The organism is Coleofasciculus sp. G1-WW12-02, from assembly GCF_040219735.1.
GTDB lineage: Bacteria > Cyanobacteriota > Cyanobacteriia > Cyanobacteriales > Coleofasciculaceae > Coleofasciculus.
In genome coordinates, this window is record NZ_JAVJRX010000182.1 from 24692 (window position 1) to 30801 (window position 6110).

Genomic DNA, 6110 nt, shown 5'->3' on the forward strand with positions numbered 1-6110 from the left:
TGCTGATTAGACTATATTACCAATTAATCGACTGAGGGTGACTGGGTGCGTTGGACAATGCCAATAAAAGCATCTTCTAGAGAAAACGGAATCGATCGCAACGACTCAATTTTAATACCTGCATCGTCTAACACAGAGCGGACTTGGGGGATTTCCCCATCGGGATGATCCAGAACCAAGTGCAAGCGATCGCCAAATATTGACACCCGCCATGAGTCTATCTTACTTTTGAGTAAGTTTGAGGCATTTTGCGTCTGGTCAGTCACCACCTCAATCAACTGACCCGGTTGTGCGGCTTTAATTTCACTAGGCGAACCCTGCGCCACTACCTCACCCGCCACCATAAACCCCATGCGATTACATTGTTCGGCTTCTTCCAAATAATGGGTTGTGACTAACACCGCTGTTCCTGAACGGGCAAACTGATTAATAAACCGCCAAAACTGACGCCGCGCCAACGGATCAACCCCGGAGGTTGGTTCATCCAAAAACAAAATTTCCGGTTCATGCATCACCGACGCACCAAACGCCACTCGCTGCTTCCATCCCCCCGGTAATCGCCCGGTGAGGATATTTTCCTTTCCGACTAACCCACAGGTGGCTAATACCCAATCAATCTTCGTGGGGCGTAGTCGTCGGGGTACACCGTAAACCCCACAATAAAATTCTAGATTCTGGATGATTGTTAAGTCATCATACAGGGTAAATTTTTGACTCATATACCCAATGCGTCGCCGCAACTTGCTACTGCGGAGGTTATGAGTTTGTCCGGCTAAAGACATGGTTCCCGATGTCGCCGGAATTAAGCCACACAGCATTTTAATGGTTGTTGTTTTCCCTGCACCATTTGCTCCTAGTAATCCATAAATATCTCCATATTTAATTTCTAAATTAACACCTTTAACGGCTTGAAATTCACCAAATAATTTCTTTAAATCATTCGCCCCAATCGCAATAGAATTGGCAGAGAGAGACGATGATTGATTACCCGTTTTAACCCCATCGCCTCCTTGAGCAGAGACGTAGCATGCTACGTCTCTACAATCTTTGTGCCGAGGAAAGGGGATAAATTCCGGTTCCTTCCCCGCCGCCCGCAGACGTTTAACAAAGACGTTTTCTAACGTGGGATCAGCGATTTGAATACTGTTTATTTCTAATTGCTGTTGACTCAAGCGATGGCGAATTTCTGCTTCTCCATCCGTCGCGTCTTCCACCAGCACATCCAGTCTATCCCCAAAGGTTTGCACATCAACAATGGAAGTCTGTTGAGTGGGTATCGTCTCATCGTGCAAAACCGCCTCAGCCGCTTCAATATTCGCCGTTCGCACCTCCAGTCGTTGCAATCCCAGACTCTCTCGCAATTGGGAAAGCGTACCAATTTCCTGGATTTGACCCTCATACATTAACGCAATGCGATCGCACCGTTCGGCTTCATCGAGGTAGGGCGTCGCGACTACAATGGTTACACCTTCACTCGCAACAGTAGCCAGAACATCCCAGAATTCCCGCCGAGATACCGGATCAACCCCTGTTGTCGGTTCATCTAAGAGCAAAACCTCCGGTTGAGCGATGAGCGCACAACAGAGGGCTAGTTTTTGTTTCATCCCCCCAGAAAGTTGTCCCGCTAAACGATCAGCGAATTGCTGCAAATTCATTAACTGCAAATATTTGCGGCGGCGCTGCTGAAACAAATCGGCTGGAACCTGACGCAATCCGGCACTATAGCGCAAGTTTTCATCAATACTTAGATCGAGGTAAAGGGAGAATTGTTGGGTTAAATAACCACTTAAAATGCGGGCGTCACGCGGGGATTTTTCCAGGATTTTTACTTGTCCTCCTGATGCGTCCATCACCCCACCTAAAATATGGAAGGTTGTGGTTTTTCCCGCGCCATCGGGACCAATTAAGCCAAAAATCTCCCCGCGCTGAACTGTAAAATTAATGCCTTTGACGGCGAGGAGTTTGCCGTAGCGTTTGTATAATCCTTGAACTTGAATTACATGGTGGTCATTCATTGTTTATTGTTCATTGATATTTGGGGATTGGGCGAAGCATTCGCGTTGAAAGTTTAGTAGGAATCCGACGGATCTGGGCGCGAATGCTTCGCCCCTACATGCCCCTACATGCCCCTACGTGCCCCTACGTGCCCCTACGTGACCCTACATACCCCTACGTGCCCCTACGTGCCCCTACGAATGAACCTCTTCCTCTAACAGGATTTCTGCATCGGCTGGCATTCCGGGTTTGGCAAATCCTTCGGGATTATCAATCCTAATTTTTACGCCAAAGACTTGCTTGACGCGATCTTCTTTAAAGTAAATATTTTCTGGCGTAAAAGAGGCTTGGGTGTCAATTTCGGTTACGGTTGCACTTAGGGGTTGTTCTGGGAATGAATCTAGATAAACTTTGGCTTTTTGACCCACCCGAACTTTGCCAATATCGCCTTCGGGAATATAGCCGCGTAAATAAACCTCATCTAGATCGAGTACAGTAATCAGGTGTTGACCCGCTGCGATCACTTCTCCGGGTTCAACGGTGCGAGTCAAGACGGTGCCTTGAATGGGACTGGTGAGGGTAAGGTCGTTTATTTTAGCCGCGATCGCATCCTGGGCGGCTTGGGCTTGTTTGATGTCAGACTCGGCGGCGGCGAGTTGGGCGCGGGCTTGGTCTAGCTGCTTGTTAAGGGCGTTGATTTGCGCTTGAGCGATCGCGGGATTCAGTCGGCTGGTTTGGGCTTGTTCGAGTTCCCCTTGAGCCGCGTTAACTTGTCTGCGGTTCGCTTCTACCACGGCTTGTTGAGCGGCGACAGCCGATTGCAGGGTGTTTACTTTGGTTTGGGCTTGGTCGAATTGCTGTTGGGAAATCACGCCACCTCTGAGGAGTTGGGTGAAGCGATCGCGATCGGTTTTGGCTAGAGTTAATTCAGCTTGAGCCTGTTGCAACTGGGCTATGGCTTGGCTGAGTTGCGCCTCAGCCGTCGCGACGCTAGCATTGGCTTGGGAAATGCGCCCACTGGCGTTTTGTTGAGTTTGTTGTAAATTTAGGGTGGCTTCTTGCAGGCGACTCATCAGCACATCAATCTGTAGACGCGCTTGGCGTTCTTGTTGTTGCGTCGCTTCTACCCGGGCTTTGGCTTGTCTGAGTTGGGCTTGAATTTCATCATCATCAAGCCTGACAATGGTTTGACCTGCGCTGACGGTATTCCCTTCCCGTACTGCAACCGACTCGACTTTACCGGGGACTTTTGCACCAATATCCGTTTCGTAGCCTTCAATGCGACCACTCAGTTGCAGGGTTTCATCGGTTGGGGATGGAGTTAAAAAATACCAGGTTGCGGCGGCGACACCGGCGATTAACAACCCGGCTGGGATGAGCAAACGGGGTGAGAGTTTGCCCTTGGGTTTGGCAAATTTGCCTGATTCAGGGGCTTTTTGCTCTTGTTCTTCGCGGGGTGAGAGGGTCTGAGTCATCGTATTTACCTCTCTGGCGAGGGGAGGGTTATTAAATAAGAGGGGGTGACGACCGTTTAAGTGCTGGATTTGAAATTTTTTATATCAAACCAAACTGTACGGTCTATATATTGTTATAGTAGACTGTACAGTTTGATAAAGTCAAGCATCAGTCTCGTTTCACCAACCGCCTTGGGTTGAAACCCAAGGAACCAAAAGCTGGCATTCGTCTGGAGACGACTACAACTCTTATCTCTTATTCAGTCAGCTTTAGCTGAATGCAAGCTTTTAGCCAAGAACTTGAGTTCTTGGCGGGTGTTAAGGCTGACGTCTGACTTCGCGAGTACCAGGAACCCTATAGTCTGAGCAGTACCACATTTCCAAACCATGTCACGATCAAAAAACAGCGAATCAAACCGAAAGAGTAGGGTCGATAAAGCCGAACAAATCCTCAACGGAGCCACCCAGGAGTTTCTCAAACACGGCTATGCGGCGACAAGCATGGATCGAGTCGCCGCCGCTGCTAAGGTGTCTAAGCAAACCCTCTATAGTTATTTTCAAGACAAAGAAACTCTATTCACCACGTTAATAGAGCGTATGGCAAAAGGGCGGTTTCAGTTAGTCTTTGGTTCTGTACCGCTACAAGGAGAACCCCAAACTGTGCTGCGACAGTTGGTTAAAACTGGGCTAAGTCGCATTGCTACAGATCAAGAATATTTATCCTTTGTCCGGGTGGTAATTGCCGAGTCGGGACGCTTCCCTCACCTGGCGCAAGTGTTTGTCAGCAATATTACCAAACCCGCCCTGGAAACCTTAACGCTGTACTTTGCATCTCATCCAGAGCTCAAGATTGCTGATCCTCAAGCCAGCGCCCGAATTTTTGTCGGGTCGATTATTGCATTCGTGTTGACGCAGGAGGTTCTGCATGGGAAGGAGTTAATGCCAATGGAGAGCGATCGCCTGATTGATAGTTTAATTCATTCGGTGCTTCACCAGTAGGTCTATTTTAAGGTTCCTTTAGAACTGACGTGACCAATCTTGAAACCAGCGTTCTACCACAACTTTTGTCTGGGTAAAAAACTCCACAGCTTGTCGCCCCTGTCCATGTAAATCCCCATAAAAACTATCTTTCCAACCACTAAACGGAAAGAATGCCATCGGTGCAGCTACACCAATATTAATGCCAATATTCCCCGCTTCGGCTTCATAACGAAACTGTCGCGCTGCTGCACCACTGGTGGTAAATAAACATGCCATATTGCCCCATTGACCCCGGTTCACCAATGCGATCGCGTCCTCTATAGTGTCGAGATGCATTAAACTTAACACCGGACCAAATATTTCAGTTTGAGAAATAGAACTGTCGGGGTTGACATTTTGCAGGATTGTGGGTCGAATAAAATTCCCTTGCTCATAACCGGAAATCTTGGCATTGCGCCCGTCTACTAACACCTTTGCTCCTTCATCAGCGCCCTGTTGAATCAATCCCTCAATCCGGCTTTGACTGTCACGGCTAATCACCGGTCCCATTTCCACCCCTTCATCCAACCCATAGCCAACGACACGAGTTTGAGCGGCTGACGCGATCGCATCAGTAAAACTATGCCGTGCTTCCCCCACGGTAACTGCCACAGACGCCGCCAGACAACGTTGTCCCGCACAGCCAAAGGCACTATCGGCAGCAATTCGAGTTGTCATTTCCATATCCGCATCGGGGAGGACAATGAGGGGATTTTTCGCCCCTCCCTGACATTGCACCCGCTTGCCGTGGGCGGCTCCTTTGCTGTATACATACTGTGCCACCGGGGATGAGCCAACAAAACTAATGGCGCGAATGGTTGGGTGTTCTAAAATCGCATCCACTACCGAAGCAGCCCCATTCACCAGATTCACCACTCCGTTGGGTAATCCCGTCGCCTCTAATAATTCAAACACCTTTTGCATCGTCAACGGTACTTTTTCCGAGGGTTTAACGATACAGGTATTCCCGCAGGCGATCGCATAAGGTAAAAACCAGAAGGGAATCATACCCGGAAAATTGAATGGCGCAATAATGGCTGTCACTCCCACCGGTTGACGAATCATGATTTCATCAATCCCTCGGGCAACATCTTCTAGATTGTATCCCTGCATCAGCATTGGAATACCACAGGCGACTTCCACATTTTCAATTGCCCGTCGTAATTCTGCTTTTGACTCCTTTAGGGTTTTACCGCATTCCAGGGTAATTGTACGGGCTAATTCATCTAAATTGTCTTCTAATAAAACCTTGAGTTTAAACAGATATTGTACTCGGGTTGGTGGAGGAATCCGCCGCCAATTTGTGAAAGCGACAGCCGCCGCCTCCGTCGCCGCTTCTACATCATCTTTAGGCGATAAAGGAACTCGCGTTAAGACATCAGTCGTAGCTGGGTTAACAACCTGAAGCGATTCGGTGGCGCTGGAGGGACACCATTTGCCATTGATATAGTTCGGTAACAGATTTTTTAGATGCACCGTCGGTTCTCCAGAAAGGGGGAGCAGTTATCAGTGAGCAGTTATCAGTTATCAGTGAGCAGTTATCAGTTATCAGTTATCAGGAGCTGGGGGAGCTGGGGGAGCAGAGGGAGCAGAGGGAGCTGGGGGAGCAGAGGGAGCTGGGGAAGCTGGGAGACAAAATTT

General features: G+C 48.7%; 4 protein-coding genes. 1 reads left to right on the plus strand and 3 read right to left on the minus strand.

Annotated elements, in window-relative coordinates; translation table 11 throughout:
• Nucleotides 1–23 precede the first annotated feature (23 nt).
• Together RID09_RS28515 and RID09_RS28520 are read right to left on the minus strand one after the other, a co-directional pair.
• Complete coding sequence (locus RID09_RS28515; RefSeq protein ID WP_446339290.1) at nucleotides 24–2015, minus strand: ATP-binding cassette domain-containing protein; 1992 nt, start codon at nucleotides 2013–2015, stop codon at nucleotides 24–26.
• Between the two features lie 174 nt (nucleotides 2016–2189).
• Nucleotides 2190–3470, minus strand: coding sequence for an HlyD family secretion protein (locus RID09_RS28520; RefSeq protein WP_446339291.1), 1281 nt, complete (start codon nucleotides 3468–3470; stop codon nucleotides 2190–2192).
• A gap of 366 nt (nucleotides 3471–3836) precedes the next feature.
• On the opposite strand from RID09_RS28520, the gene RID09_RS28525 reads away from it, so the two are divergent.
• Nucleotides 3837–4448, plus strand: a complete 612-nt coding sequence (locus tag RID09_RS28525; RefSeq protein ID WP_446339292.1) for a TetR/AcrR family transcriptional regulator — start codon at nucleotides 3837–3839, stop codon at nucleotides 4446–4448.
• Nucleotides 4449–4466: 18 nt separating this feature from the next.
• Here RID09_RS28525 and RID09_RS28530 read toward each other — a convergent pair whose 3' ends face one another.
• Nucleotides 4467–5945 carry a CoA-acylating methylmalonate-semialdehyde dehydrogenase gene (locus RID09_RS28530; protein ID WP_446339293.1) on the minus strand — a complete coding sequence of 493 codons (1479 nt, stop codon included), beginning with the start codon at nucleotides 5943–5945 and terminating at the stop codon, nucleotides 4467–4469.
• Nucleotides 5946–6110: the final 165 nt, after the last annotated feature.

Excerpts from the sequence above, each read along its gene's own strand:
- RID09_RS28515 (WP_446339290.1), bottom strand. The coding sequence starts at position 2,015 with ATGAATGACCACCATGTAATTCAAGTTCAAGGATTATACAAACGCTAC.
- RID09_RS28520 (WP_446339291.1), bottom strand. The coding sequence starts at position 3,470 with ATGACTCAGACCCTCTCACCCCGCGAAGAACAAGAGCAAAAAGCCCCT.
- RID09_RS28525 (WP_446339292.1), top strand. The coding sequence starts at position 3,837 with ATGTCACGATCAAAAAACAGCGAATCAAACCGAAAGAGTAGGGTCGAT.